Origin of the sequence: Streptomyces sp. NPDC087263, assembly GCF_044744645.1 — a bacterium.
Lineage (GTDB): Bacteria > Actinomycetota > Actinomycetes > Streptomycetales > Streptomycetaceae > Streptomyces.
Window position 1 is genome coordinate 714880 of sequence record NZ_JBIUYT010000002.1, and the last position, 25346, is coordinate 740225.

The 25346-nt window shown below is 69.0% G+C and carries 22 protein-coding genes; 7 read left to right on the forward strand and 15 right to left on the reverse strand.

Going from position 1 to position 25346, the window contains the following annotated elements:
- Window positions 1-17: 17 nt before the first annotated feature.
- From ACIPC1_RS08445 to ACIPC1_RS08480, 8 genes are all read right to left on the reverse strand, one after another.
- A complete protein-coding gene (locus tag ACIPC1_RS08445) occupies window positions 18-632 on the reverse strand; it encodes a response regulator transcription factor (RefSeq protein WP_402514447.1) in 615 nt (204 codons plus the stop codon).
- Window positions 629-1822, reverse strand: a complete 1194-nt coding sequence (locus tag ACIPC1_RS08450) for a sensor histidine kinase (protein WP_402514449.1) — start codon at window positions 1820-1822, stop codon at window positions 629-631. Before ACIPC1_RS08450 ends, ACIPC1_RS08445 begins: the two co-directional genes overlap by 4 nt.
- A complete protein-coding gene (locus tag ACIPC1_RS08455; protein ID WP_384392999.1) occupies window positions 1819-2559 on the reverse strand; it encodes an ABC transporter permease in 741 nt (246 codons plus the stop codon). Before ACIPC1_RS08455 ends, ACIPC1_RS08450 begins: the two co-directional genes overlap by 4 nt.
- Window positions 2556-3515 (reverse strand): ABC transporter ATP-binding protein, encoded by a 960-nt coding sequence (locus tag ACIPC1_RS08460; RefSeq protein ID WP_402514452.1) that lies wholly within the window; start codon window positions 3513-3515, stop codon window positions 2556-2558. Before ACIPC1_RS08460 ends, ACIPC1_RS08455 begins: the two co-directional genes overlap by 4 nt.
- A 231-nt stretch (window positions 3516-3746) precedes the next feature.
- Entirely contained in the window at window positions 3747-6068 is a 2322-nt protein-coding gene (locus ACIPC1_RS08465; protein WP_402514455.1) for a hypothetical protein, read from the reverse strand.
- 160 nt (window positions 6069-6228) lie between these two features.
- Window positions 6229-6648: a DUF6113 family protein gene (locus ACIPC1_RS08470; RefSeq protein ID WP_402514456.1), complete on the reverse strand. Its 420-nt coding sequence runs from the start codon at window positions 6646-6648 to the stop codon at window positions 6229-6231.
- Window positions 6648-7553 carry an N-acetyl-1-D-myo-inositol-2-amino-2-deoxy-alpha-D-glucopyranoside deacetylase gene (mshB, locus tag ACIPC1_RS08475; RefSeq protein WP_402514459.1) on the reverse strand — a complete coding sequence of 302 codons (906 nt, stop codon included), beginning with the start codon at window positions 7551-7553 and terminating at the stop codon, window positions 6648-6650. The genes ACIPC1_RS08470 and mshB overlap by 1 nt, the downstream gene beginning before the upstream one ends.
- 89 nt (window positions 7554-7642) lie before the next feature.
- On the reverse strand, window positions 7643-7837 hold the full coding sequence (locus tag ACIPC1_RS08480) for a hypothetical protein (protein WP_384388679.1): 195 nt from the start codon (window positions 7835-7837) through the stop codon (window positions 7643-7645).
- A 187-nt stretch (window positions 7838-8024) separates the two neighbouring features.
- Between ACIPC1_RS08480 and ACIPC1_RS08485 the strand changes: the two genes are divergently transcribed.
- Entirely contained in the window at window positions 8025-10157 is a 2133-nt protein-coding gene (locus ACIPC1_RS08485; RefSeq protein WP_402514461.1) for a prolyl oligopeptidase family serine peptidase, read from the forward strand.
- Window positions 10158-10447: 290 nt separating this feature from the next.
- On the opposite strand, the gene ACIPC1_RS08490 is transcribed toward ACIPC1_RS08485, so the two are convergent.
- From ACIPC1_RS08490 to ACIPC1_RS08510, 5 genes are read right to left on the reverse strand one after another with little or no spacing between them, the layout of a single operon-like run.
- On the reverse strand, window positions 10448-11533 hold the full coding sequence (locus tag ACIPC1_RS08490) for an ABC transporter ATP-binding protein (RefSeq protein ID WP_402514464.1): 1086 nt from the start codon (window positions 11531-11533) through the stop codon (window positions 10448-10450).
- On the reverse strand, window positions 11514-12500 hold the full coding sequence (locus ACIPC1_RS08495) for an ABC transporter ATP-binding protein (protein ID WP_384388688.1): 987 nt from the start codon (window positions 12498-12500) through the stop codon (window positions 11514-11516). The genes ACIPC1_RS08490 and ACIPC1_RS08495 overlap by 20 nt, the downstream gene beginning before the upstream one ends.
- Before the next feature lie 5 nt (window positions 12501-12505).
- On the reverse strand, window positions 12506-13519 hold the full coding sequence (locus ACIPC1_RS08500) for an ABC transporter permease (protein ID WP_402514466.1): 1014 nt from the start codon (window positions 13517-13519) through the stop codon (window positions 12506-12508).
- A complete protein-coding gene (locus ACIPC1_RS08505) occupies window positions 13512-14435 on the reverse strand; it encodes an ABC transporter permease (RefSeq protein WP_388669175.1) in 924 nt (307 codons plus the stop codon). The genes ACIPC1_RS08500 and ACIPC1_RS08505 overlap by 8 nt, the downstream gene beginning before the upstream one ends.
- 54 nt (window positions 14436-14489) lie before the next feature.
- Window positions 14490-16121: an ABC transporter substrate-binding protein gene (locus ACIPC1_RS08510; RefSeq protein WP_402514469.1), complete on the reverse strand. Its 1632-nt coding sequence runs from the start codon at window positions 16119-16121 to the stop codon at window positions 14490-14492.
- A gap of 525 nt (window positions 16122-16646) precedes the next feature.
- Here ACIPC1_RS08510 and ACIPC1_RS08515 point away from each other — a divergent pair.
- The 5 genes from ACIPC1_RS08515 (at window position 16647) to ACIPC1_RS08535 (ending at window position 22755) form a co-directional block, all read left to right on the forward strand.
- Complete coding sequence (locus ACIPC1_RS08515) at window positions 16647-17675, forward strand: ABC transporter permease (RefSeq protein ID WP_402514472.1); 1029 nt, start codon at window positions 16647-16649, stop codon at window positions 17673-17675.
- Window positions 17676-17749: 74 nt separating this feature from the next.
- Complete coding sequence (locus tag ACIPC1_RS08520; protein ID WP_402514474.1) at window positions 17750-19504, forward strand: ABC transporter substrate-binding protein; 1755 nt, start codon at window positions 17750-17752, stop codon at window positions 19502-19504.
- A gap of 101 nt (window positions 19505-19605) precedes the next feature.
- A complete protein-coding gene (locus tag ACIPC1_RS08525; RefSeq protein ID WP_402514476.1) occupies window positions 19606-20586 on the forward strand; it encodes an ABC transporter permease in 981 nt (326 codons plus the stop codon).
- Window positions 20587-20644: 58 nt separating this feature from the next.
- Window positions 20645-21682: an ABC transporter ATP-binding protein gene (locus tag ACIPC1_RS08530; RefSeq protein ID WP_402514478.1), complete on the forward strand. Its 1038-nt coding sequence runs from the start codon at window positions 20645-20647 to the stop codon at window positions 21680-21682.
- 26 nt (window positions 21683-21708) lie between these two features.
- Window positions 21709-22755: an ABC transporter ATP-binding protein gene (locus tag ACIPC1_RS08535; protein WP_402514480.1), complete on the forward strand. Its 1047-nt coding sequence runs from the start codon at window positions 21709-21711 to the stop codon at window positions 22753-22755.
- 245 nt (window positions 22756-23000) lie between these two features.
- Here the strand turns inward: ACIPC1_RS08535 and ACIPC1_RS08540 are convergent, their stop codons facing one another.
- Both ACIPC1_RS08540 and ACIPC1_RS08545 read right to left on the reverse strand, forming a co-directional pair.
- Window positions 23001-23378 carry a VOC family protein gene (locus tag ACIPC1_RS08540; RefSeq protein ID WP_402514482.1) on the reverse strand — a complete coding sequence of 126 codons (378 nt, stop codon included), beginning with the start codon at window positions 23376-23378 and terminating at the stop codon, window positions 23001-23003.
- 241 nt (window positions 23379-23619) lie between these two features.
- The gene (locus ACIPC1_RS08545; protein ID WP_402514484.1) at window positions 23620-24129 is read right to left on the reverse strand and encodes a DinB family protein; all 510 of its coding nucleotides are present in this window, start codon (window positions 24127-24129) and stop codon (window positions 23620-23622) included.
- Window positions 24130-24604: 475 nt separating this feature from the next.
- On the opposite strand from ACIPC1_RS08545, the gene ACIPC1_RS08550 reads away from it, so the two are divergent.
- On the forward strand, window positions 24605-25345 hold the full coding sequence (locus tag ACIPC1_RS08550) for a class I SAM-dependent methyltransferase (RefSeq protein WP_402514486.1): 741 nt from the start codon (window positions 24605-24607) through the stop codon (window positions 25343-25345).
- Window position 25346 lies beyond the last annotated feature (1 nt).

Consider the following 25346-nt stretch of genomic DNA (forward strand, 5'->3'; position numbering starts at 1 on the left):
CGCGCCCCTGTGGGGCACTACAGCCAGCCCTTCTCCCTCGCGATCCGTACCGCCTCCGCCCTGTTCCGCACCGCCAGTTTCTGGATCGCCGTGGAGAGGTAGTTGCGGACGGTGCCCTGGGAGAGGTGGAGGGTGAGGGCCAGTTCGGCGTTGGTGGAGCCGTCGGCCGCCGCGCGCAGGACCTCGCGTTCGCGGTCGGTCAGTGGGTTGGCGCCCTCGGCGAGGGCGGCGGCGGCCAGGGTGGGGTCGATGACGCGCTCGCCGACGAGTACCTTCCGTACCGCTTCGGCGAGTTGGGCGGCCGGGGCGTCCTTGACCAGGAAGGCGTCGGCGCCGGCCTCCATGGCGCTGCGCAGATAGCCGGGGCGGCCGAAGGTCGTGAGGATGACCAGTTTGAGGCCGGGAAGAGCCCGGTGGACCTCGGCCGCCGCCTCGATGCCCGTCTTGCCCGGCATCTCGATGTCGAGCAGCACCACGTCCACGTCGTGCTCTCGCGCCGCCGCCAACACCTCGTCCCCGCGCGCCACTTGGGCGACGACCTCGATGTCCGGCTCAAGTCCCAGCAGGGCGGCGAGTGCCTCGCGGACCATCGACTGGTCCTCGGCGAGCAGGACCTTGATCGTGCGGCTCATGCCCCGGATCCTACGGGTCCGTCGAGCTGGTCGGCCGCGTCGCCCGTATCGCCCGTAGGCACCCGCGCGACCAGCCGGAACCCCTTCCGTGCCCGCCCGGCCTCCAACGTCCCGCCCGCCTTCTCCAGACGTTCGGACAGCCCGGTGAGACCGTTGCCGGGCCCGTCGACGGAGCCGCCCGAGCGCCCGGCCCCGTCGTCCTCCACGGACAGTTCGAGCACCGGCCCGTCCAGCGTCTGACGGCGCACGAGCCCCACCACGCAACGCCGGGCCCCGCTGTGCCGTACGACATTGGTGACCGCCTCACGCAGCGCCCAGGCCAGCGCGGACTCGCTCTCCTCGGGGACCCCGGTGAGGTCCGGCTCGGCCGGCAGGTCCGCGATCACGCCCGCCGCCGTCAACGCGACGCTCATGCCCGCGAGTTCACCCGCCAGCCGGGGCCGCCGGTAGCCGCTGACCGCCTCGCGTACGTCGACGAGGGCCTGGCGGCTGACGTTCTCGATGTCGGCGACCTGCTGGGCCGCCTTGTCGGGGTGGTCGGGGAGCATGCGCCCGGCCAGCTCGCTCTTGAGCGTGATCAGCGACAGCGAGTGCCCGAGCAGGTCGTGCAGGTCACGGGCGAGCCGCAGCCGTTCCTCGTTCGCGGCGAGCTGGGCGACGGTGGCGCGGGCCTCGCGCAGCGCGATGGCCGTGCGCACGAGTTCACGTACGCCGGTCATCGCGAACCCGCCGAGGACCGCCGGGATGAGGAGCGCGCCCAGATATGCCGTGCCGTCCGGGACGGCCAGGGCGGTCGCTGTCAGCAGGGCGGCGCTGCCCGGGATGCTCCAGCGCGCCCAACGCAGCGGCAGCGCGGCGCCGGACGCGATCGCGACGTACACGAAGAGGACGAGCCACTCCCGGCCCAGGGTGAGGGACAGGACCGCCGACTGGGCGGCGAGGACTCCGAGGGAGCCGAGCACCAGGGCGTTGGTCTCGCCGCGGCCGGTACGGAAGACCAGGATCATGTACCAGCAGACGAAGGCGACCAGGCCGATCCAGCCGAGGATCCGGACGCCGGTGCTGTGCCCGCCGTTCAGCAGGTCGCTGACGGGCGCGCTCAGGTAGACGAGCCAGATGCCGGTCCACAGCGACTTGACCATCTTCTGCCTGCGGTTCTGCGGGCGCTGCCCGATGCCGACGCCGCTCACGCCTTCAGCGTGTCCTTCCGGTACAGCCAGGCCGCGCCTCCCGCGAACAGGACGAAGGAGACGGCGAGGATGGCGAGGTCAGTCACGTGCGGGGCGTTGCCCAGTTCGATGGACTGCCCCAGAGCAGCGTACGCGTGCGTGGGCAGCCACTTCGCGATGTCCTGGAGCCAGTCGGGGAAGGTCGTACTGGGCAGCCACAGGCCGCCGAGCATCGACAGGCCGAAGTAGACGATCATCGTGATCGGGCGGACCGCGTCCCCGCTGGCGAGGTAGCCGATGGCGACACCGAGCGCGGCGAAGACCAGGCTGCCGGCCCAGATGGCGAAGGTGAGGACCACCCACTGCCAGGCGTCGAGGCGTACGTCCTTCACGGCCGCCGCGACGACGAAGACGATCACGATCGAGGGCAGGCTGATGACGGCGGCGCTCGCGGTCTTGGCGAGTACATAACCGCGGCCCGGCAGTGTGGTGAGCCGCAACTGCCGTACCCAGCCGCTCTCCCGCTCCTTGGCGATGCGCTCGCTGTTGCCCATCAGGACGGCGGTCAGGGCGCCGAAGGAGGCCATGGAGACCATGTAGAAGGTCGGCAGGGTGAGCCCGGTGCCGTCCACTTCGGTCGTACTGTCGGCGCTGCCCGCGATCAGCAGGAACAGGGCCGAGGGGTAGATCACCGAGAAGAACAGGAACTTGCGGTTGCGCAGGGCGCGGGTGATCTCCAGCTTGATGAGGCTGTTCACTTCTGCTTCGCCTCCTCGGCGGCGGTGATGGCGACGAAGGCCTGCTCGAGACCGAGCCCGGCGACTTCGAGGTTGCGGGGGTAGACGCCGAGGCCGTACAGCGCGTGGACGGTCGCGTCGGCGTCGGTCGACTGGATGCGGACCGTGTGGCCGGAGATGTCGATGGTGGTGAGGAAGGGCAGCGCCCGCAGCGCGGCCTCGTCGACCCCGCCGGCCTCACCGACCTCACCGGCCTCACCCGTGGAGGTCTTCAGGTCGAAGGCGATCCGCCGCGCGCCCGCCTTCGCCTTGATCTCGGCGGCGGTGCCGTCGGCCAGCAGGTGGCCCCGGTGCAGGACGAGCACCCGGTCGGCGATCGCGTCGGCCTCCTCCAGGTAGTGCGTGGCGAAGAGGACCGTACGGCCCTGGTCGGCCTGCTCGCGCATGGTGGCCCAGAAGGCCTGGCGGGCGGAGACGTCCATGCCGGTGGTGGGCTCGTCGAGCACGATCAGGTCGCTGTCGCCGGCGGTGGCGAGGGCGAAGCGCACACGCTGTTCCTGGCCGCCGGAGAGCTTGTTGACCTTGCGGTCGGCGAGCTGTGAGATGCCCGCGCGGGCCAGTACGTCGGTGGCCCGGAACGGCTTCGGGTGCAGATCGCAGGCGAGCCTCACCAGTTCTCCGACGGTGACCTCGTCCATCAGTCCGCCGCTCTGAAGCATCGCTCCGACCCGGCCGGCGACGATGGCCTCGCGCGGGCCCGCCCCGAACACCCGGACCACACCGCTGTCGGGCCGCTTGAGGCCGAGCAGCAGGTCGAGGGTGGTCGACTTGCCCGCGCCGTTGGGGCCGAGGAGGGCGACGGTCTCGCCCGGGTGCAGGTCGAGCGTCAGTCCGTCCACGGCCCGGACTCCGCCGTAGCTCTTGGTCACCGATTCGAACCCGACCACCGAGGTGGTGGCCGTCGCAGTCGTTGTCATGTGATCCATCGTGGCGGCGCGAGGGGCACCACCGGCAGTGCCGCCTGTCGCGCATCCGGGATGACAGATGTCATACGGCCCGGCACAGGCGTTCGGGATCGGATCCTGGCGGACGACAAGAGGGCGCCCGGCCATGGGAGTTCATGGCCGGGCGCCCTCTCGGAGGCGACCGCTGGGCCCTGACGCCGCGAGGCCGCCCTCCGGGCGACGACGGGAATGTGACGACAGGACCTAGCTGGGGTTGGTCTCGATGACCGCGACCCGGTCGGTCGTGCTCAGCAGTGCCTGGCGCAGGGCGCCGTAGACGTCCTGCGGTGTCACCGCCGTCTTCTCGCCGTTGGCCCGGGTGATGAGCACACCGTCGAAGGTCTGACCGTAGAGCTCCTCCAGAGCGGTCAGGTTCGGCTTGTCGACCAGCTTGCCGTCGACGGCCGCCACCCCGAGGAACTTCCACAGCGAGTTCTGCGGACTCATCTGGATCGAGTGCGCCGCGTCCGTCTGCACGGTCACGATGGCCGACATCGCCGGCTCCGCGAACTCCTTCATCATCCGGTCGACCTCGGCGTCGCTGACCGTCGGCTGCTGGGTGGACGTGGCGACCTGAACGGGCGGGGCCGTGCCGGTCTCCACCTGCGTGCGGTAGGCGTCCTCGACGGCCTGCGTGGAGGACGCGACGTCGATGCCCTTGCCCGCCTTGCCGTACACGGCGACGGCCTTGCCGGACTCGAACTTGACCGTGCCGTCGCTCGCCGAACCGGAGCCGCCCGCGGTGCTCTGGAGGGCGGCCTTGAGCTTCTCCTCGTCGACGGGCATCGCGGGCTCGACGACACGCTCCTGGCCGAACAGGGAGCCGATCACCGAGACGGGGTTGTAGTCGCTGCCCGCGGCGGCGCGGACCGTCGCCTGGGTGTCGAGCTGGAGGCCGGCCTGGTCCGGCTTGAGCGAGACCGTCTCGCCGTCGACCGACAGGCTGAGCGCCTTGTTCGTATGGTCGCCGAAGGCGTCGTCGAGCTTCTTGACGGCGTCGTCCCGGGTGCCGCCGCCGATGTCGACGCCCAGCACGGTGGTGCCCTTGGGTACGTCCGAGTGGTTCATCAGCAGCCCGGCGCCGTAGGCACCACCGCCTATGACGAACACGCCGACGCCGAGGAGCACCAGCTTGCTGCGGCCCTTCTTCTTGGTCCGCTTGCCCGTGGGCGCGGGCTCCTGGACCGGCTCGGGCAGCTTCGGCGGGGTGTGCGGCAGCGGTCCGTCGGGGTGCGCGCCGGGCCCGAACGGGGAGTTCTGGGTGGCGGGTACGAAGGGGATGCCGCTGGTCAGGGTGTGCCCGGAGACGTTCTCCCCGGCGCCGCCGTAGCCGCCGAGGCCCGGTTCGGGGGCCGGCTTCTGCGGCGTGAGGATCGCGGTGTCGTCGCTGAGACCGCTCGCGAAGTTGTATTCCGGGCCGCTGCCGGGATAGCCCGAGGCTCCCGGACCTGCCTGGCCTCCAGGGCCCGCCTGGGGCCCTGCCTGACCTCCGGGACCTCCGGGACCTCCACGGGGGTACCCCGAGCCCGCGCCGGGCCCACCCGGCCTCATCCCCGGCCCACCAGGCCCCGCGGCCAGACTGCCCGGCGCCACGCCCGGGCCCATCGGGGGAACCAGCGGACCGTCCCCGGTGACCGGACCACCGGTCGGCCCCGAGGGGCCGGGGCCAAGACCGCGTCGGCCGTCGTCGGGGAACTCCGAGAAGTACGGGAGGTCGTCGCGCCGCTGTTCACCGGCGCCGGATCCGATCGCCGGGAAGGAGGCGGTGTTGCCGAGCGCTCCGGAGACGTCGAAGGAACCGGTGCCGCCACCGTGGCCGGGTGCCACAGGTCCGGCGCCGGTGGCACCGGGCAGCCCGGCACCGTTCGTACCGCCGGGACGGGGCGCGTTCGCTCCGCCGGGCCGGGCGCCACCGGGGGCGCCCTGCGGACCGGCGCCGTTCGCGCCGGCGGGACGCGCACCGCCGGGAGCACTGTGACGGCCGCCACCGGCACCCTGGCCGCCCGAACCCTGCGGCCCGGCAGGACCGGCGCCGCCCCCGGGACCCGAACCACCGGGCAGACCTGCCCCGTTGGTGGACCCGCCGCCCGGGCCGCCCTTGGGCGCACCGGACTTGCGCGGCGCGAACCAGTCGCTCGCCTTCTCTTCGGCGGCGGCAGCCGCGGGAGCCGGAGCGGCGCCCCCCGGAGCGTCCATGTAGGTGGCCGCTCCGCCGCCGGAGGTCAGGGCACGCGGTGGCTCCGCGCCACCGGCCGGGCTGTCGGCACCGTCGGCGGACGCGTCGGCGACCGGTGTACGCACCACGACGGGCGGGATGGGCCGCGATCCAGGGATGTTGATCCGGATCCGCGTCGTCAGCGTGGTCTCGGTCTTGCGCTCCTCCGGAGGGGTGCCGGCAGCCGAACGGGCCGCGTCAGCACCGCTGTCGGTGGCCTGTGGGGTCCCGTACGGCGGCGTCCCCGACGGGTACGCGGCTCCACCGCGCCCGTTGGGCCCGGAGGACGAACTGTCAGTTTCACGACTCAAGGCAAGTTCTCCCGGTTGGCTCCGCCGCCCGTTTACTCGACCTCATCTCGGGCAGCTCGGCGGCGCGCACCACCATACTGGCCATGTCCGGCCCGCAAACCTCGCCCGCCAAGGAAAACCCCACGGGACCCGCACCTGCCGGATACGGCGAAGTGGTACGTCACTTGCCAAGTCGGACGGCGGAGCCGCCAGGTTGCCGTACTTGTCCAAGCGTGGCGCACATCACAGCCACAGCCATTCCACCGAGCAGGAAAAGGTAGGAGCCGAATCCCGCGCCGAAGAGGAAGTCGCCTTCCGGGCGGCTGGCGGTGAGCAGGATGACGGCGACCATCCAGCCGGCCGCGGGAACGACGGCCCCGGCTCTGGTGCAGACACCCTGTGCCCCGCCCAGGAAGAGCCCGGCCGCGCCGGCGATCGCGAGCAGCAACCCGCCCGGGAACCAGCCGGGTTGCACCAGCGCCCCGGCGGCCCCGACGACGGCGCCGAGGACGAAAAGTCCCACGTAGACGGCGATGCGCCCGCCCGAGGGCAGTGCCAGCGGCTGGGCGATCCCACTCCCCCGCTGTCCCGTCGTACTCATCACACGCCCGCCTTTCGCTCGTGCAGGTCGATCCCCGCGAACAGATCGGTTTCCCGCGACCTCGGTCGCTCGCCCGCCACCAACTCGTAGTACTCCGTGATGAACAGCGGCTGAGCGAGTTCGTTGGACAGGACGAACCAGGGCTCGGCCACTTCGACCTGGGTGGCGTGCGCGCGCATCGCGGCGGCCTTGGCGGCGGCGTGGGCGGTTCCGTCGATCTCGGTGGTGATCACCGAGTCGTCGACCACACCCGGTACGTCGTCGATGACGGCCGACTTCGCGTACGCCAGTCCGGGCAGCGCTTCCCGAAGCCGCGCGAACCCCGCCGCGGCCACGGAACGCGGGACCCGGTTCCAGTAGATCTTGGCGATCTCCCAGGGTTCACCGAGATCGGTGCGGAAGGACGGCTGCGCGGCCAGCTCTGCGGCGCGCATGGCCACGCGGTGGGCCTGGATGTGGTCCGGGTGCCCATAACCCCCGTCGGGGTCGTAGGTGACGAGCACCTGGGGGCGTGCCTCTCGGATCACCTCGACGAGGTGTCCGGCGGCTTCGTCCACTTCGACGGACCAGAAGGCGCCGGGGCGCCGGTTCTGCTCGGTGCCCATCATCCCGGAGTCGCGATAGCGCCCGGGGCCGCCCAGGAAGCGGTGGTCGGTGACGCCGAGTTCCTTCATGGCGGCGGCCAGCTCGCCGATCCGGTACGGGCCGAGCCCGCCCTCGCGGTCCGGCGCGAGGTGGGCGAGCCCCGGCGGGATGACCTCACCCTCTTCGCCGAGGGTGCAGGTCACCAGCGTCACCTGGGCGCCCTCGGCCGCGTACCTGGCCATGGTCGCGCCGTTGTTGATCGACTCGTCGTCCGGGTGCGCGTGCACCAGAAGCAGACGCCGGTCGGGCAGTTCCGTCATGGAACCCACCCTACGAGGCGCCCGCCCCGCCGCTGCGGCGGGCGCGGGTCGGGGTCGGTCGGAGAGCCTGGCCGGTCGGACGGGGGCGGTCAGAAGTTGATGCTGCCGATCATGCCCGCGATGTTCGTGGTCACCTCGCTGATCGTGGGAGCGACCGTCGAGGAGGCGAGATAGAACCCGAGCAGGACACACACGATGGCGTGCGGCGCCTTCAGTCCTGACTTCTTCACCAGGATGAAGACGATGATCGCCAGCAGCACCACCGCCGAAATCGAGAGTGCCACGGCGGTTCACCTCCAAAGATCCCAGGGACACGGGTCCGGTACGGGGGTCGGACATGAGGGGTCGGTAAATCCATACAGCAGCCAGCGGGTTCATACCCACACAGCGCTAGTGATCATAACTATCCGTACGCGCGCATCGATCGGCGCACGGCCGCACAAGGGGGCGCATGGCCAATATGGTCGGGGCATGACGACCGAGCCCCTCTCCTTCCCCCGACAGCACGCCCGTACCCAGCGGTTCACGCTCGGCGCGCCCCGCGCCTTCGCCGTGGCCCCGGACGGTTCCCGCGTGGTGTTCCTGCGTTCCCGCTCCGGTACGGACCGGGCGAATCTGCTGTGGGTGCTCGACGTGGCGGACGGCACGGAGCGCGTCGCGGCCGATCCACAGGCGCTGCTCGGGGGCGTCACGGAGCACCTGTCGACGGCGGAACGCGCGCGCCGCGAGCGCAGCCGCGAGGGCAGTGGCGGGATCGTCGGCTACGCCACCGACACGGCAGTGGAGTTGGCCTCTTTCGCCTTGTCAGGGCGGCTTTTCACGGCCGAGCTGCGGGCCGGCACGGCACGCGAACTCCGCGTCCCCGGACCGGTGATCGACCCGCGCCCCTCACCCGACGGGCGGCTCGTGGCGTACGTCTCCGGGAGCGCCCTGCGAGTTGTCGGCGCCGAGGGCGAGAACGACCGGGCGCTCGCCGAGCCGGAGCCCTCGGCAGAACCAGGGACGGTTTCCTATGGATTGGCTGAGTTCATCGCGGCCGAGGAGATGCAGCGTTCGCGCGGCTTCTGGTGGTCGCCGCAAGGGGACCGGCTGTTGGTCGCGCGGGCCGACGACGCACCTGTACGCCGCTGGTGGATCTCCGATCCCGCACAGCCCGAACGCGATCCGCAACAGGTCGCGTATCCGGCGGCTGGAAGCGCCAACGCGGACGTACGGCTCTACGTCATCGATCTCGACGGGGTGCGCACGGAGGTTGTGTGGGACCGGGCGCGGTACCCGTATCTGGCGCATGTGCACTGGTCAGAGGCTGGTGCACCGCTGGTTCTCGTGCAGGCGCGGGACCAGTTGAGCCAGCTGTTCCTGGCGGTGGATCCGGACACCGGAGTGACCCGGATGGTGCACGCGGACGAAGATCCACAATGGCTTGATCTTTTCCCCGGCGTGCCGTGCTGGAGCCCCGCCGGGCAGCTCGTCCGGATCGCCGACGAGGGTGGCGCGCGCGTCCTCGCGTTCGGTGAACGCCCCCTCACAGGACCGCAGTTGCACGTGCGCGCAGTGCTCGACGTGACGGACGAGGAGGTGCTGATCTCGGCGTCGGCGGGCGAGGCGGCGGCCGCGCCCGAGACCGGCGAAGTCCATGTGTACCGGGTCAACGAGCTCGGCCTGGAGCGCCTCTCCCAGGAGCCAGGCGTGCACTCGGCGGTGCGCGCCGGGGGCGTGACCGTGCTCGTCTCGGCGGTACTGGACCGGCCGGGCGCCCGAGTGCAGGTACTGCGCGACGGAAAGCGAGCGGCGACGATCACCTCGTACGCCGAAAGTCCCGGTCTGTCCCCACGCGTGACCCTCACACAGGGGGGCGCACGGAAAATCCCATGCGCCGTGCTTATGCCTACGGACTACCGCGGCGACACTCCCCTGCCCGTCCTCATGGACCCCTACGGCGGTCCGCACGGCTCCCGGGTGCTGGCCGCGCACAACGCGCACCTCACCTCGCAGTGGTTCGCGGACCAGGGCTTCGCGGTGGTCGTCGCGGACGGGCGGGGCACCCCCGGCCGTTCGCCGGCCTGGGAGAAGGCGATCAAGGACGATGTGGCCGCAGTCGTGCTCCAGGACCAGATCGACGCGCTCCAGTCGCTCGCCGAGACCTTCCCGCTGGATCTCACCCGGGTCGCCATCAGGGGCTGGTCGTTCGGCGGATATCTGGCGGGGCTCGCCGTGCTGCGCCGCCCGGACGTGTTCCACGCGGGCATCGTGGGAGCCCCGGTCACCGACCAGCGGCTGTACGACACGCACTACACGGAGCGCTACCTGGGCGACCCGAACACCCGGCCCGAGGTGTACGCCGCGAACTCGCTGATCGACGACAACGGCCTGGTGGCCGCCGCGGAACCGGCCCGCCCCATGATGATCGTGCACGGCCTCGCCGACGACAACGTGGTGGTCGCCCACACCCTCCGCCTGTCCTCGGCCCTGCTGTCCGCCGGCCGCCCGCACGAGGTACTCCCCCTGTCGGGCGTCACCCACATGACTCCACAGGAACAGGTCGCGGAGAACCTCTTGCTGCTCCAGGTGGACTTCCTACGACGCGCCCTCAAGCCGGCCTGAGCGGAAAAGATCCCACAGAGCACAACAACCATCAATTGAGGAACCACGACGGCGAGCACCCGGTCCGCGAGAGCGGCGCCGGTTTAGGCGCAAGGAGGTGCGCACCATGTCCGCGAGAGCGGCGCCGGTTTAGGCGCAAAATGCGGCAGCGGGCCGGGACGACATGGCGCGTCCCGGCCCGCTTACGGCACCCGCACGGCCGTACGTTGTTCAGACTGACGCGTCCGTATATCGGGTCCGCTTCCGTGAAGTTGCCTGCGTGTAAACGCGATTGGTGCACATTTGTGCGGCTATGCCGCCCCCTCTGTGGGGTCCTCCGGCGGCACCACCTGTTTCTCCTCCGCGAAGTGACAGGCCGAGTCGTGCGCGGCCGGACCCTCGGTGAGCCGGAACTCCGCGGGCACCGCGAGCAGCGGCACCTCCAGCGCGCAGCGCTCCTGCGCCTTCCAGCAGCGGGTACGGAAGCGGCACCCGGACGGGATGTTCGCCGGGGAGGGCACGTCCCCGGTGAGGATGATCCGCTCGCGGTGTTCCCGGGCCTCGGGGTCGGGGACGGGGACGGCGGAGAGCAGGGCCTGTGTGTAGGGGTGCGTCGGGTGGTCGTAGATCTCGGCGCCCCGGCCCGTCTCCACGATCCGCCCGAGGTACATCACGCCGACCCGGTCGGAGATGTGCCGCACGATGGAGAGGTCGTGCGCGATGAAGACGTACGACAGGTTGAACTCGTCCTGGAGTCGGTCGAGCAGGTTGATCACCTGCGCCTGGACCGAGACGTCGAGCGCGGACACCGGCTCGTCCGCGACGATGATCTCGGGGCGCAGCGCCAACCCCCGTGCGATACCGATGCGTTGGCGCTGTCCGCCGGAGAACTGGTGCGGATAGCGGTTGATGTACTCGGGGTTCAGTCCGACCACGTCGAGCAGGTCCTGGACCCTTTGCCGCCGGTCGCCCTTGGGCGCGACCTCGGGGTGGATCTCGTACGGCTCCCCGATGATGTCGCCGACGGTCATGCGCGGGTTGAGCGAGGTGTACGGGTCCTGGAAGACCATCTGGATGTTGCGGCGTACGGCTTTGAGGGCCTTGCCGGACATCTTCGTGATGTCCTCGCCCTTGTACTTGATCACTCCGGCGGTCGGCTTCTCCAGGTTGACCAGCATCTTGGCGACCGTCGACTTGCCGCAGCCGGACTCGCCGACGATGCCGAGGGTCTCGCCCCGGTCGAGGTGGAAGTCGACGCCGTCGACGGCCTTGACGGCGCCGATCTGTTTTCTGAAGACGATGCCCTGGGTCAGCGGGTAGTGCTTGACCAGCCCGCTGACCTCCAGAAGCGCCTCCGTGGTGGCTGCTGGTGTCGCCTCAGTGGCTGCTTGTGTCATCGAGGCACTCCCTCCAGAAGAAGCAGGCGCTCCTGCGGTTCTCGTCGACCTCCGCGAGCGGCGGCACGTCGGTCCGGCAGATGTCCTGGGCCATCGGGCAGCGGGGGTTGAAGGCGCAACCCGGGGGGATGTGCATCAGGTTCGGCGGCAGGCCCTTGATGGCGTAGAGCTCCTGGCCCTTCTGGTCCAGGCGCGGGATCGACTCCAACAGGCCCTTGGTGTACGGGTGCGCGGGGGCCTTGTAGATGTCGTGGACCGGCGCCGACTCGACGATCCGGCCCGCGTACATCACGGCGATCCGGTCGGCGACGTCCGCGACCACGCCGAGGTCGTGGGTGATGAGGATGAGCCCCATGTGGAGCTCGCGCTGCAACTCGGCGAGCAGGTCCATGACTTGGGCCTGGACGGTGACGTCGAGCGCGGTGGTCGGTTCGTCGGCGATGATCAGGGCGGGTTCCAGCGCCAGCGCCATGGCGATCATGATGCGCTGGCGCATACCGCCGGAGAACTGGTGCGGATAGTCGCGCACACGCTCGGCGGCGGCCGGGATCCGTACCCGTTCCATCAGCTCGATGGCCTTGGCCCGGGCGGCCTTCCTGGACATCCCGCGGTGCACGGTGAACATCTCGCCGAGCTGGTCGCCGACGCTGAGCACGGGGTTGAGGGAGGACAGCGCGTCCTGGAAGATCATCGCCATCTCGGCGCCGCGGACCTTGCGCCGCTCCTCCTCCTTGAGCTTGAGCAGGTCCCGGCCCTGGAAGAGGACTTCACCGCCGGTGATCTTCCCGGGCGGCACGTCGAGGATGCCCATGATCGCCTGCGCGGTCACCGACTTGCCGGAGCCGGACTCGCCGAGCACGGCAAGGGTCTCGCCCTCGTCCACGCTGTAGGTGACCCCGTTGACGGCCTTGGCGACCCCGTCCCTGGTCCTGAACTCCACGTGCAGATCGCGCACTTCGAGCAGCACGGCGGTCACCTCAGCTTCGGGTCGAGGGCGTCGCGCACCGCGTCGCCGAGCATGATGAACGCCAGGACGGTGATCGCGAGGGCTCCGGCGGGCCACAGGAGCATGTGCGGGGCGTTGCGGATGTACGCGGACGCCGCGGAGATGTCGATGCCCCAGGAGACCGTCGGGGGCTTCAGGCCGACACCGAGGTAGGAGAGGGTCGCCTCCAGCGCGATGTACGTGCCGAGCGCGATGGTCGCGACGACGATCACCGGCGCGACGGCGTTCGGTGTGATGTGCCGCAGCAGGAGCCGTGAGTTGGAGGCGCCGAGGGCGCGGGCGGCCTGGACGTAGTCGTTCTGCTTGGTGGTGATGACCGAGCCTCGTGCGATGCGGGAGAGCTGCGGCCAGCCGAGCAGCACCATGAACCCGATGACCGGCCAGACCGTATTGCTCGTCACCACGGAGAGGAGGACCAGGCCGCCGAGCACCACGGGGATCGCGAAGAAGATGTCCGTGATCCTGGAAAGGACCGCGTCCCACACCCCGCCGAAGAACCCGGCGAGCCCGCCGAGCACCGACCCGAGGATCGCGACCCCGAGCGTGGCGCAGACGCCGACGGCGATCGAGACGCGCGTGCCGTACACCGTCCGCGTGTAGACGTCGCAGCCCTGTCCGTCGTACCCGAAGGGGTGGCCGGGCTGGGAGCCCTCCTGGGCCTTGGCCAGGTCGCAGTTGAGCGGGTTCCCGGAGGCGATCAGCGAGGGCCAGAGGGAGATGACCACCAGGAAGAGGATGACGAGCCCGGAGAGGATGAAGACGGGGTTGCGGCGTAGGTCGCGCCAGGCGTCCGACCAGAGCGAACGCGGCTTCTCCTGGGGACCGGTGCCTTCTGGGCCCCCAGGAGTCCGCTCCAGGGTCTCCCCCTCGCTCATGGCGAGGTCCATCGCGCCGCCCATGCCCGTGGAGGCGATCGCGCCGTCCTCCGGGACGCGGCCACCGCCCGACATCCACGGCTTTGGCGGCTGGGGTTCAGGCATAGCGGATCCTCGGGTCGAGTACGGCGTACAGCAGGTCCACGAGCAGGTTGGCGACCAGGAACACCAGGACCAGGACGGTCACGAAGCCCACGACGGTCTGCGTGTTCTGGCGGAGAATCCCCTGGTAGAGCTGGAAGCCGACGCCGTGGATGTTGAAGATCCGCTCGGTGACGATCGCGCCGCCCATGAGCGCGCCGATGTCCGTGCCGATGAAGGTGACCACCGGGATGAGTGAGTTCCGCAGCAGGTGCTTGGTGATCACCCGGCGCCGGGGCAGGCCCTTGGCGATCGCCGTACGGACGTAGTCGGACCGTTTGTTCTCCGCGATGGAGGTCCGGGTCAGCCGGGTCACGTAGGCGAGGGAGACGGAGGCCAGGACCAGGCCGGGGACGATCAGTTCGCCGAATTCGGCGTCCGAGGAGACCGACGGTTTGATCCAGCCCCACTCGACGCCGAGCAGCAGTTGGAGCAGCAGGCCGGTGACGAAGGTGGGCACCGAGATGACGACGAGGGTGAACAGCAGGACGCCGGAGTCGACGGGCCGACCGCGCCGCAGGCCGGTGATGACGCCCAGCGCGATGCCGATGACGATCTCGATGACGATCGCGACGATGGTGAGCCGGATGGTGACGGGGAAGGCGGTCGACATCAGTTCGGTGACCGGCTGCCCGTTGAAGGCGGTGCCGAAGTCGCCGGTGAAGACGTTGCCCATGTAGGTCAGGTACTGCTGCCACACGGGCTTGTCGAGGCCGAACTCCTTCCTGAGCTGGGCGGCGGTGGCGGGGTCGCAGGCCCGGTCTCCGCAGAGGCCGGCGATGGGGTCACCCATCACGTTGACCATCAGGAAGATCAGCAGGGTGGCGCCGATGAAGACCGGGATCATCTGCAGCAGGCGCCGGATTACGTACCGTCCCATGAGGGCTCCGGGGGTAGGGGAGGGCGGCCCCGTCGGGGGGCCGCCCGGCGCGGCTCAGTTGACCTTGATCTCGCTGTAGACGGGGACGCTGAACTGGTTGAGCGCCACGTTGGAGATCTGGTCCGAGTAGCCGGCGCTGCCGTTCTGGTACCAGAGCGGGATGGCGCCCATGTCGTCCCGCAGGACCTCCTCGGCCTGCTGGAAGAGCTTCACGGCCTTGGCCCGGTCGGTCTCGGCGTTCGCCTGGTCGACGAGTTTGTCGAAGTCCGGGTTGGTCCATTTGCCGTCGTTGGAGGAGGCGTTGGTGTAGTACAGCGGCTGGAGGAAGTTCTGGATCAGCGGGTAGTCCATCTGCCAGCCGGCCCGGAAGGGGCCCGACATCTTGTCCGAGGTGATCTGGCTGCGGAAGTCGGCGAAGGTGCCGACGGGGTTGCCGACGCAGGCCTTGTCGTTGCCCATCGCGTTGTTGACGGAGTTGCAGACGGCGTCGACCCACTCCTTGTGCGAGCCGGTGTCCGCGTTGTACGAGATCTTGATCTGCCCGCCGGGGAGGCCTCCGCCCTCCTCGATCAGCTTCTTGGCCTCGGTCGGGTTGTAGTCGCAGGCGGCACCGCAGAGCCCCTCCTTGAAGCCGCCGTCCGCGCCGAGCACCGGTGAGGTCCAGTCGGAAGCCGGAGTGCGGGTCTTCTGGAAGATCGTGTCGGTGATCTGCGCACGGTTGATCGCCATGGACAGTCCCTGGCGGACCTTCTCCACCCCTGCTTTGCCCCAATTCTTGTCATAGAACGGGAAAGCGAGCGTCTGGATGATGCCGGCCGGAGTATTGATGTACCGGTCACCGAGGTCGCTCTTCACGTTCTTGAGCTGGGAGGCGGGCACGTCATCGACGAGGTCGAGGTTGCCGGCCATGAGGTCGGTGTAGGCGGTGTTGTTGTCGGTGTAGACCTTGAGATCCACACCGCCGTTCTGCGCCTTGTCCGTGCCGGAGTAGCCGTCCCACTTCCGCAGGGACATCTGCGAGCCCTTGGTGTACGCGTCCACGGTGTAGGGCCCGTTGCCGATGGGCTTCTTCAGCCAGTTCGCGTGGTCGTCGAAGAACGCCTTGGGCAGTGGCGAGAAAGCGGCGTAGCCGAGGGTGTCGGGGAACGTCGAGAACTTCTGGTTGAGCCTGACGGTGAAGGTGTCGGTGCCGGTGACCTTCAGCCCGGACAGGGTGTCGGCGCTCTGCTTGCTGCCGTCCTCCGGGTGGGTCTTGTCGTACCCGTCGATGTACCCGAAGAAGTACGCGTTCTTCTGGTTGTTCTTGAGGCTGGCGCCGTAGTTCCAGGCGTCGACGAAGGACTGCGCGGTGACGGCCTCGCCGTTGCTGAACTTCCAGCCGCCCTTGATCGTGACCGTGAAGTTCTGCGAGTCCGTGGTGTCGATCTTGTCGGCGAGCATGTCCTCGGCGGCGCCGGTCTTGGCGTTGTACCGCTTGAGCCCGCGGAAGATCATGTCCAGGACCTTGCCGCCCTGCACCTCGTTGGTGTTGGCCGGTTCCAGCGGGTTCTGCGGGTCTCCCCACGAGGAACTCACGACTCCGGTGCCGTCGCCGCCGCTGCCACTCCCTCCGCCCCCACAGGCGGTCGCCGCGAGGGCTACCGCGGCCGCACATGCGGCCCATTTGGCGTGCGTGGCTCCACGCATGGAGTGCCTCCTCAAGAGTGCGCTGTGCCGCCGGCGCCGGGGCGTTCGCTGTCGACTCCGGTGCGCTGTGCCTTTAGCGCTCAATATCGGCCCATAAATGGCATATTGCACATTCAGCCCACCCTTTCGAGTGGAAGCGCCAGCCATATGCAGGCACCCCGAAATCTGATACGCCAGTTGTCGACACACCTGACGCCGACGCTTCGGACGACCGGCACAACGGATCTTCACGGTTCGATGCGGAACCGTTGGATTGCGTCCGCCGGATGTACGCATTCCGAGACTCCAGCGTCCGCATATCGAACGCCTTGCCCGATTAGGGCAGTTGGTCCGTTTCTGGACACGGATCGGCTACGGCGCGCTACACGCGTAGTTATGCTTGAGTCAAGTCGAGGTAAAGAAAGTAAAGACAAACCCAAGGGGGGCCAGATTTTATTGACCTTGCATGAATTGCGTTGAAAAAGTCCGGCGTAGCCCGTAGGGAGCGCCCTGCGGAGCCCTTGACCCCTTCGGGCACGGAGCACCATGACCCTCCCCACTCCTTCCGCGGCCGCCCCGCTTGAGGTGACCGACGAGAGCGTCGAGACGACGACGCCCTCTTCCACCCCCAAGGGCTCCGAGAGTCGCTCCCCGGGACGACTCGCCTGGAAGCGGTTCAAACGCGACCACACGGGCGTCATATCGGCCTACATCGTGATCTTCTTCTTCGCGATCGCGATCTGCGCCCCGCTGATAGCGAAGCTGTACGGCAAGAACCCGTACACGACGTACGCCAGCCAGCGCCCGGAACTCCTGGACGCCTTCTCCTACCCGGCCGGAGCGAACGGCGGGATGAGCTCGGAGTTCTGGTTCGGCATCGAGCCGCAGCTGGGCAGGGACGTCTTCACCTACCTGCTGTACGGCATCAGGACATCGCTGGGCATCGCCGTGGCCGCCACCCTGCTGACCACCGTCGTCGGCGTGATCGTCGGGACCACCGCGGGGTATCTGGGCGGCAAGACCGACTATCTCGTCGGCCGGATCATCGACATCGTGCTGTCGTTCCCGTCCACGCTGTTCTTCATCGCCTTCATGCCGGTCGTGTACGGACTGTTCGTCGCCCCCGACGACAACATCCCCACCTCTTTGCGGGCCGCCGCCCTGATCCTGGTCCTCTCCGCCTTCGGCTGGGCCTCCATCGCCCGACTGCTGCGCGGCCAGGTCCTGGGTCTGCGCGAGAGGGAGTACATCGAGGCGGCCAAGGTCACCGGCGCATCACCACGGCGCATCGTGTTCAAGGAGCTGCTTCCCAACCTGTGGACGCCGATCCTCATCCAGTCCACGTTGATGCTCCCCGCCTATGTGACCGCGGAGGCCGGGCTGTCCTTCCTCGGCGTCGGCATCATCGACCCGACCCCGGACTGGGGCGTCATGATCCAGCGCGGCGCCCAGTTCTACACCGAGGACCTCACCTTCATGCTCTTCCCGGGCGTGTCCATGGTGATCTTCGTCCTCGCCTTCAACCTGCTCGGCGACTCGGTGCGCGATGCGCTCGACCCGAAGTCCAAGCGGTAGCCACCCCGTTCCACCCGGTCGTTTCAGGCGGCCGGCCCATCCGTTTCGATCGTCCTCGTAAGGCAGGTTCACCCATGTCTTTCTCCCGTAGAAACTTCCTGATAGCCACCGGTGTGGTCGCGGCCTCGGCGTCGGTGCTGACCGCATGCGGTGGCAGCGACACCAAGTCGGCCAGCAAGGTCCCCTCGGTCAGCGGCTCGAAGACCCAGGAGATCCCGGTCGGCACCAAGGCCGACTCGACCGGCCCGGCGCCGGAGGTCACGGGGGCGGTCAAGGGCGGGACGATCTACTCGCTCGACCAGTTCGACATGGACCACCTGGACCCGGCGCAGATCTACGTCTCCACCGAGGGCGCCATCACTCGGCCGATCCTCCGCGGCCTCACCGGCTACAAGATCGACGCCAAGGGCGGCGCGACCCTGGTCGGCGACCTCGCCACCGACGCCGGCACCATGAAGGACGGCGGCAAGACCTGGTCCTTCACGCTGAAGGACGGCGTCAAGTGGGAGGACGGCTCGGACATCTCCCTGGACGACGTCCGCCACACCTTCGAGCGCCTCTTCGCCACCTTCGTCACCGAGGGTCCCCGCTACGTCCAGCAGTGGCTGGTCGGCGGCGACAAGTACACCGGGCCCTACGACGGCAAGTCCCTCGACTCCGTGGAGACCGACGGCAAGACCGTCACCTTCCGCCTGACCGAGGCGCGCGCCGACTTCAACTTCACGCTCGCCATGCCGGGCTACGGACTGGTGAACAAGAAGAACGACACCAAGGAGAGCTACGACAAGCGTCCGTTCTCCTCCGGCCCGTACAAGATCGGCAGCCGCAGTGTCGGCAAGTCGCTGACCTACGTGCGCAACGAGCACTGGGACCCGGCGACCGACGCGATCCGCAACAACTACCCGGACAAGTTCGTCTTCCAGTTCGGCTTCGAGCTGCTCGCCTCGACCGACCGCTACATCTCGGACCAGGGCAACGACCAGTACGCGATGTCGATCTTCAACGAGGTCGCCCCGGAGCGCATCGCCCAGGTCCTCACCAACGCCACGCTCAAGAAGCGGGTGCTCACCGAGGTCGACACGGTCACCTACTACTGGCCGATCAACACGACCCGTATCAAGGACGTCAAGGTCCGTCAGGCCATCAACTGGGCCTGGCCGCACCAGCAGCTGCAGACGATCCGCGGCGGCGCCTCCACCAGCGAGCTGGCCACCACGATCCTCTCGCCGGTCACCCCGGGTTACACGAAGTTCGACCTGTACGGCGTGACCACGAAGCCCGGCGGCGACCCGGCCAAGGCCAAGGCGCTGCTGAAGGAGGCCGGCAAGGAGGGCCAGAAGCTGGTCATCGCCTACCAGTCCTCGGACACCGCGGTGAAGTCGGCCGTGGCGATCAAGAACGCTCTGGAGCAAGCCGGCTTCACGGTCGTCAACAAGCAGGTCGACAAGTCGACGTTCTACACCCAGATCGGCAAGATCGACAACGACTACGACCTGTTCGCCGCCGGCTGGAGCCCGGACTGGCCGAACGGTTACTCGGTCTTCTACCCCTGCTGGAGCGGCGAGAACATCGGCGACGGCCGCAGCAACTACGCCCAGCTGAACGACGCGAGCGTCAACAAGGCGATCAACGCGGCCTCCACGATCACGGACACCGCTGAGGCGAACAAGGCCTGGGGCAACATCGACCGCCAGATCATGGAACTGGCCGCGGTGGTCCCGGACTACCACTCCATCCGCAACTGGATGCATGGCTCCAAGGTCGGCAACGTCGTGTACGACAGCGGCAACACCTGCGTCGCGCTCACCAAGCTCTACGCCAAGAAGTAAGCCGTACGACCTGGGGGGCGGCCGTTCGCCCGGCCGCCCCCTCCGGCCCTCTCCCCTCCACGCCCCCGGCGACGGCGCCCCGTCCGGAAAGTCACGCCCCCATGCCCCGCTTCCTCATCCGCCGAGTCCTCGGCGCACTGGTCATTCTGCTGATCATCAGTGCCATCACCTTCGGCCTCTTCTACGCCATCCCGCGTGACCCGGCGATGATGTCCTGTGGCAAGAACTGCACGCCCGACATGCTCGCGCAGATCCGGAAAAACCTGGGCATCGACCACCCGATCCCGGTGCAGTACTGGGACTGGCTCAAGGGCGTCTTCGTCGGGCGCGACTACGCCAGCTTCGGGAACTGCAACGCCCCCTGCCTCGGCTACTCCTTCGCCAACCGCGAGCCCGTCCTCGGCACGATCCTCGACCGGCTGCCGACGACCCTCTCACTCGCCTTCGGCGCGGCCATCGTGTTCCTGATCGTCGGTGTCGGCGCGGGCATGATCGCCGCCCTCAAGCAGGGCAAGTTCCTGGACAAGTTCGCCAGCTCGGCCTCGCTGTTCGGCTCCTCGCTGCAGATCTACTTCGTCGGCTACATCGCGATGTTCTTCCTGGTCTCGAAGCTCGGTCTGTTCTCGCAGCCTTCGTACACGCCCATCACCGAGGACCCCGTCGCCTGGTTCTCCGGGCTCCTGCTGCCCTGGCTGACCCTGGCGATCATCTTCACCGCCAACTACACCCGTATGACCCGCTCCCAGCTCGTCGAACAGCTCAGCGAGGACTACGTCCGCACCGCCCGCGCCAAGGGCCTGTCCCGTGCGAACGTCTTCTTCCGGTTCGCCTGGCGCGGCGCGATGGGTCCCATCGTCACGGTCTTCGGCATCGACCTCGGCACCCTGATCGGCGGCGCGATCATCACGGAGTCGGTCTTCAGCATGCAGGGCATCGGCCGCCTCGCGGTGGACTCCGTGAACAAGAGCGACCTGCCCATGCTGCTCGGCGTCACCATCCTGGCGGCCGGCGCGATCGTGTTCTTCAACATCATCGTCGACGCCGTCTACGCCCTCATCGACCCGCGGATCCGGCTCGCCTGACCCCGGGCACCCCGCCCCCGACAGCTACCCCGGCATCACCCCCCTCAGGAGCGTCCCCGTGACGAGCACCGATCAGCAGCCCTTCCTGTCCGTCAGGGATCTGAAGGTCCACTTCTCCACCGAAGACGGCACCGTCAAGGCCGTCGACGGTCTCACCTTCGACCTGGCCAAGGGCAAGACGCTCGGCATCGTGGGCGAGTCGGGCTCGGGCAAGTCCGTCACGAACCTGACGATCCTGGGCCTCCACGACCGCAACCGCACCGACATCGAGGGCGAGATCCTGCTCGACGGCAAGGAGCTGCTGACCGCCTCCGAGCGGGAGATGGAGCGGCTGCGCGGCAACAAGATGTCCATGATCTTCCAGGACGCGCTGGCCTCGCTGTCGCCGTACCACACGATCGGCAAGCAGATCGGCGAGACGTACCGCAAGCACACCGGCGCCTCCAGGAAGGAGGCCCGCGCGCGGTCGATCGAAATGCTCAAGCGGGTCGGCATCCCGCAGCCGGACATGCGGGTCGACGACTACCCGCACCAGTTCTCGGGCGGTATGCGCCAGCGCGCGATGATCGCGATGGCGCTGGTCTGCGACCCGGAGCTGCTGGTCGCCGACGAGCCGACGACGGCACTCGACGTGACGGTCCAGGCCCAGATCATGGACCTCCTCAAGGACCTCCAGCAGGAGTTCGGCACGGCGATCATCTTCATCACCCACGACCTCGGTGTCATCGCCGACATCGCGGACGACGTGCTGGTGATGTACGGCGGCCGGTGCGTGGAGCGCGGGACCAAGAGGGAGGTGCTGCGGCAGCCGCAGCACCCGTACACCTGGGGTCTGCTGGGCTCGATGCCGAGCCTCGAGGGACCGGTCGACGTTCCGCTGTCGCCGATCCCCGGTACCCCGCCCTCTCTCCTCAACCCGCCGACGGGCTGCCGCTTCCACCCGCGGTGCACCTTCACCGAGAAGGTCGCGGGCGGCCTCTGCTCCACCGCGCAGCCGCCACTGAAGATCACGGACGGGCGCGGTGCCGCCTGCCACCTCACGGCGGACCAGCGCCTCGACTTCTTCGCCGACTACGCCGCGACCCGGTCGCACTGACGTAACCGAGACGGGACCTCACGATCATGAGCAACACGAAACCCCTCCTGGACGTCACCGGTCTGACCAAGCACTTCCCGGTGATGGGAGGCTTCCCCATCAAACGGAAGATCGGCGCGGTCCAGGCGGTGGACGGCCTCGACTTCCAGATCGCCGAGGGCGAGAGCCTGGGTCTCGTCGGTGAGTCCGGCTGCGGCAAGTCGACGACCGGCCGGCTGATCACGCGCCTCCTGGAGCCCACCGCCGGAAAGATCTCCTACCGCGGCCAGGACATCACGCACGCGAACCGCCGGCAGCTCGCCCCGGTCCGCTCCGAGATCCAGATGATCTTCCAGGATCCGTACGCCTCTCTGAACCCCCGTCAGACGGTCGGAAAGATCATCTCGGGTCCGATGGAGATCAACGCCATCAACCCGGCGGGCGGCCGCGAGAACCGCGTACGCGAACTCCTCGAAACCGTCGGCCTCAACCCCGAGCACTACAACCGTTTCCCGCACGAGTTCTCCGGCGGCCAGCGGCAACGTATCGGCGTGGCAAGGGCGTTGGCCCTCTCGCCCAAGCTGATCGTGGCGGACGAGCCGGTCTCGGCCCTCGACGTCTCGATCCAGGCGCAGGTCGTGAACCTCCTCCAGGATCTCCAGAAGGACCTGGGGATCGCGTTCCTCTTCATCGCCCACGACCTCGCCGTCGTCCGCCACTTCTCACAGCGCGTCGCCGTGATGTACCTCGGCAAGATCGTCGAGATCGCCAACCGCGAGGACCTGTACGACAACCCGCGCCACCCGTACACGCGCGCGCTCCTGTCCGCCGTTCCCGAGGCCACGGCGGACGACGTTCCCTCCCGCGAGCGCATCCTCCTCACCGGTGACGTGCCCTCGCCGCTCAACCCGCCCTCCGGCTGCCGCTTCCGCACCCGCTGCTGGAAGGCCACCGACAAGTGCGCGTCCGAGGCTCCGCCGCTGGTCCAGATCGGCGGCAGCAGCGACGGCCATCTGACGGCGTGCCACTACCCCGAGGTCAAGGAGTCCGTCCCGGCTCCCCGCCTCGCCAAAGACCCCGAGGTCGCGGCCTGACACACCCCATTCCGTCAGCCCGCGACCTGCGGGACCGAAGTTCGCCGGCCCATTGACCCGAGCAGACGAACGTCCGGTTCCGGGGGAACGAAGGCCCGCACCCCGCCCCGGGTGCGGGCCTTCGTCTCGACCGGGGCGAAGCAGCATGATGCGCAGGCCCCATCAACCGGAGCGGGGAACATCATCCGCATCGTCGGGAACGAAGCGGCAGTCGAGAGTCCGCAGGCGGGACTCCGCCGCCGCTCTCAGCCCAACTCCCCCCGCTCCACGCAGAATTCGTTCCCTTCGGGATCGGCCAGGACCACCCACCCGCCGCCGTCCGGGCGGGTCTGGTCCGCGATCCGCCGGGCGCCGAGGCCGAGGGCCCGTGTGACCTCCTCCGCACGTGTACGTCCCTGTGGCTGCAAGTCCAGGTGGACCCGGTTCTTGGCCGCCTTGCCCTCCGGAACGTGGACGAAGAGGAGGGTCGGGCCTCCGGACGGGTCGCGGATCAGCGCTTCGGGGTCGCCGGGCTTGTCGTCGTCGGCCAGGGGGCGGCCGAGCAACTCGCTCCAGAAGAGGCCGAGATCGTACGGGTCGCCGGTGCAGTCGAAGGTGAGGGTGCGGATGGTGGGGTTCAGCAAGCCTGTCTCTCCCAAGGTCCAGGGTCTGTCCGGCGGATCAGGACGCAGGAAATCGGCGGCAACTGATCAGCGCTGGTGAGCGGGGTGTGGTGCGTGCAGCTGCAAGGCGGACGAGGGAGTCGACGCGATGGGCGTCCCCCCGCTCGAGCGAAGCCGAGAGTGGGGGAGTCGGCGACCGACGACAACGCCGCAGAGGGGCGTGCCACACCCCGCGTCTGCGGCATGGTCCGCCGGGCAGACCCTAGTCACCGGTCCGGCCGTCGGCCAGTTCGCGCAGGATGTCGAGGTGGCCATTGTGGCGGGCCGTCTCCTCGATCAGGTGGAGGATGATCCAGCGGAGGTTGACATGGCGGCCGTCGCGGATGGTGCGCTTGGCGGTGGTGTCGAGGTCGTGCTCGGCCACCAACCGGCGGTAGCGCGCGCACTGTTCCTCGTACCGGGCCAGCAGGTCCGTCAACGGAACGTCGACGGCGATGCGCATCTCACGGTCGGGGTCCTCGTCCGTCCAGGGGCCTTCATTTTCCTCGCCGAGGAACACCACCTGGAACCAGGAGTACTCGACCCAGTGCAGGTGGCTGATCAGTCCGCACAGGGTCATCAACGGGGAGCCCGGCAGCGGGGCCTTGCGGGCGTCCTCCGGCGAGACGTCCTCGCACTTGGCGTGGGCCGTCGCGCGGACGTAGTCGAGGAAGGTGGCCAACTGCGTGCGCTCGTCCCAGGCGGGAGGCGTGTCTGTTCGTGTCGTCGTCATCGGGGTGAAGCATCCTCGCCCGCCCGTTTGATGTCGAGCGATTAACCCCCTCGTTCCGCCAGCCCTCTCCCCCCGTCCCCATCCTTATCCTCCTCATCCTCAGCCTCATCCTCATCGCCATCGCTCCCCCGCGAATATCGGATCAGCGCCCCGCCCGACGCCCCCAGCGCTCAGCGCTCAGCGCCCCGCCCGTCTCCCGCAGCGAGGCGAATCAGTCGTCCGCACGAGCGAGTTCCGCCGGCCGGCGGGTGCTCGCCACCGCGCACATCGTGCAGCCGACCGCCAGGGCCGCCTCGACGCCCGCGGGTCAGTCCTCGATGACCACGCAACGGGCCGTCCACGTCGAGGAGGACGACAGCCACCGCACGTCCTTCCAACTCCCCGACCCCTCGCCGCAGTTACCTGCGCACGCGAGCAGCCGCCCGTGTCGCGCTCACTGACTCGAGCGAGCCCACCGGGCTGAGAGACTGCTGCGATGGCTGACCATTCGTTCAGTGACCTCTCGCTGGCCGCCCTGTACGACACCCTCAATCCCTGGGGGCCCGGTGACGACTTCTATCTGGACCTCGTGCTGTCCGCGCGGTCCGTGCTCGACGTCGGGTGCGGGACGGGGCAGTTGCTCGGGCGGGCCCGCGAGGCCGGCCACGAAGGACGGCTCTGCGGGCTCGATCCCGCCGCGGCGATGCTGGTGCAGGCGCGGCGGCGGCCCGGCGTCGAGTGGGTGCTCGGGGATCTCGCCGCGACGCGCTGGGAGCGGGAGTTCGACCTCGTCGTGATGACCGGCCACGCGTTTCAAGTGCTGCTGGGCGACGAGCAGTTACGCGAAGCCCTGACCGCGGTGCGCCAGGCCCTCGCCCCCGACGGCCGGTTCGTCTTCGAGACCCGCAACCCGGCCGGCCGCGCCTGGGAGAGGTGGACTCCCGAGCGCGTGCGCGAGGTGACGGACGCCCGCGGCAATGTCGTACGGGTCTGGCACGACGTCGAGACACCCGTCGCCGGGGACCGTGTCACGTTCACCGAGACCTTCGTCCACCCGGAGTGGGAGCAGCCCCGGGTCAGCCGCAGCACGCTGCGGTTCATCGGCCCGGACGCGCTCGACGGGTTTCTCGCCGAGGCGGGGTTCGTCGTGCACGAGCGGTTCGGGGACTGGGGGCGGGGGCCGTTCACCCCCGCCGCCCCGGAGATCATCACGGTGGCCCGCCCCGACAGGCCGTGAA

What these genes read in the sequence shown, in the direction of transcription:
- mshB (WP_402514459.1), bottom strand. Translation starts at nt 7,553, where the DNA reads ATGACGGAACTGCCCGACCGGCGTCTGCTTCTGGTGCACGCGCACCCG.
- ACIPC1_RS08550 (WP_402514486.1), top strand. Translation starts at nt 24,605, where the DNA reads ATGGCTGACCATTCGTTCAGTGACCTCTCGCTGGCCGCCCTGTACGAC.
- ACIPC1_RS08525 (WP_402514476.1), top strand. Translation starts at nt 19,606, where the DNA reads ATGCCCCGCTTCCTCATCCGCCGAGTCCTCGGCGCACTGGTCATTCTG.
- ACIPC1_RS08515 (WP_402514472.1), top strand. Translation starts at nt 16,647, where the DNA reads ATGACCCTCCCCACTCCTTCCGCGGCCGCCCCGCTTGAGGTGACCGAC.
- ACIPC1_RS08535 (WP_402514480.1), top strand. Translation starts at nt 21,709, where the DNA reads ATGAGCAACACGAAACCCCTCCTGGACGTCACCGGTCTGACCAAGCAC.
- ACIPC1_RS08460 (WP_402514452.1), bottom strand. Translation starts at nt 3,515, where the DNA reads ATGACAACGACTGCGACGGCCACCACCTCGGTGGTCGGGTTCGAATCG.
- ACIPC1_RS08510 (WP_402514469.1), bottom strand. Translation starts at nt 16,121, where the DNA reads ATGCGTGGAGCCACGCACGCCAAATGGGCCGCATGTGCGGCCGCGGTA.
- ACIPC1_RS08505 (WP_388669175.1), bottom strand. Translation starts at nt 14,435, where the DNA reads ATGGGACGGTACGTAATCCGGCGCCTGCTGCAGATGATCCCGGTCTTC.
- ACIPC1_RS08520 (WP_402514474.1), top strand. Translation starts at nt 17,750, where the DNA reads ATGTCTTTCTCCCGTAGAAACTTCCTGATAGCCACCGGTGTGGTCGCG.
- ACIPC1_RS08490 (WP_402514464.1), bottom strand. Translation starts at nt 11,533, where the DNA reads ATGACACAAGCAGCCACTGAGGCGACACCAGCAGCCACCACGGAGGCG.
- ACIPC1_RS08470 (WP_402514456.1), bottom strand. Translation starts at nt 6,648, where the DNA reads ATGAGTACGACGGGACAGCGGGGGAGTGGGATCGCCCAGCCGCTGGCA.
- ACIPC1_RS08500 (WP_402514466.1), bottom strand. Translation starts at nt 13,519, where the DNA reads ATGCCTGAACCCCAGCCGCCAAAGCCGTGGATGTCGGGCGGTGGCCGC.
- ACIPC1_RS08485 (WP_402514461.1), top strand. Translation starts at nt 8,025, where the DNA reads ATGACGACCGAGCCCCTCTCCTTCCCCCGACAGCACGCCCGTACCCAG.
- ACIPC1_RS08545 (WP_402514484.1), bottom strand. Translation starts at nt 24,129, where the DNA reads ATGACGACGACACGAACAGACACGCCTCCCGCCTGGGACGAGCGCACG.
- ACIPC1_RS08445 (WP_402514447.1), bottom strand. Translation starts at nt 632, where the DNA reads ATGAGCCGCACGATCAAGGTCCTGCTCGCCGAGGACCAGTCGATGGTC.